Origin of the sequence: Domibacillus indicus (assembly GCF_023715895.1) — a bacterium.
GTDB lineage: Bacteria > Bacillota > Bacilli > Bacillales > Domibacillaceae > Domibacillus > Domibacillus indicus_A.
In genome coordinates this window covers 1-843 of record NZ_JAMBOO010000064.1, presented here as the reverse complement: position 1 = coordinate 843, position 843 = coordinate 1, and the positions used below count along the sequence as shown (strand labels likewise).

General features: G+C 42.0%; 2 protein-coding genes. Both read left to right on the top strand.

What is annotated here, in order from left to right; translation table 11 throughout:
* The coding region (locus M3221_RS25430) for an isocitrate/isopropylmalate family dehydrogenase (RefSeq protein ID WP_251274817.1) at window positions 1-194 on the top strand (194 nt) is incomplete at its 5' end.
* A 247-nt stretch (window positions 195-441) separates the two neighbouring features.
* Entirely contained in the window at window positions 442-738 is a 297-nt protein-coding gene (locus M3221_RS25425) for a transposase (protein ID WP_251274816.1), read from the top strand.
* Window positions 739-843: the final 105 nt, after the last annotated feature.

The window sequence follows — 843 nt, the reverse complement described above, 5'->3', positions numbered from 1 at the left end:
CAGGCGTTTTGCTTCTTGAGCACCTTGGCTGGAATGAAGCAGCAACTGCGATTACAAAATCAGTTGAAAAAACAATTTCTTCGAAGGTTGTTACATATGACTTTGCCCGCTTAATGGACGGGGCAACAGAAGTTAAATGTTCTGAATTCGCAGATGCTTTAATTCAGAATATGAACATTAAACTTCTCAATTGAAACAATAAAAGAATCGCTTTTAAACGGAATTAAACTGTACCTCCAATGGTGGACTTTTAAAACACTCAAATACTTATACAATATAGCCTGTATTGTTGTTTACTTTGTAAACAATGATACAGGCGTTTGTTATTTACTCGCTGTTTTCCAAGTGAAAAAACAGGGTTCATCCAGTATAGGAATCTGATCTTTATCATCTTTGGCGAGAACACCCCCACTTCAAGCTTGCTAAGTAGGGGATGAATCGTTGCTCTTTCAGTCATTCTTTTTCCTTGAACGCTCTAATGCTAAAATGACCAGGCTCGTTCATGAAAACCAAGTGATCGCGGTGGAAAATTTGTCGGTGAAGAATCTCGTCCAAAGTAAAAAGCGAAGCAAAGGGATTCACGATGCGTCATGGTCGAGGTTCAACGAAATGCTCTCCTACAAAGCGAAGTGGTACGGACGGACGATTATAAAAGTCGATCCGTTCTTCCCATCAAGCCAGCTCTGTTCCGGGTGTGGGAGTGTCCGTCCTGCGGCGTGCGTCACGACCGGGACCTGAATGCGAGCCTGAATATTAAAAAAGAAGCCCTTCGGCTTCTTTCACTTCAGTCTATTTAAGATTGGTCATAAAACCGTTGGAATACGGGGTTAGCCTGATTACTGG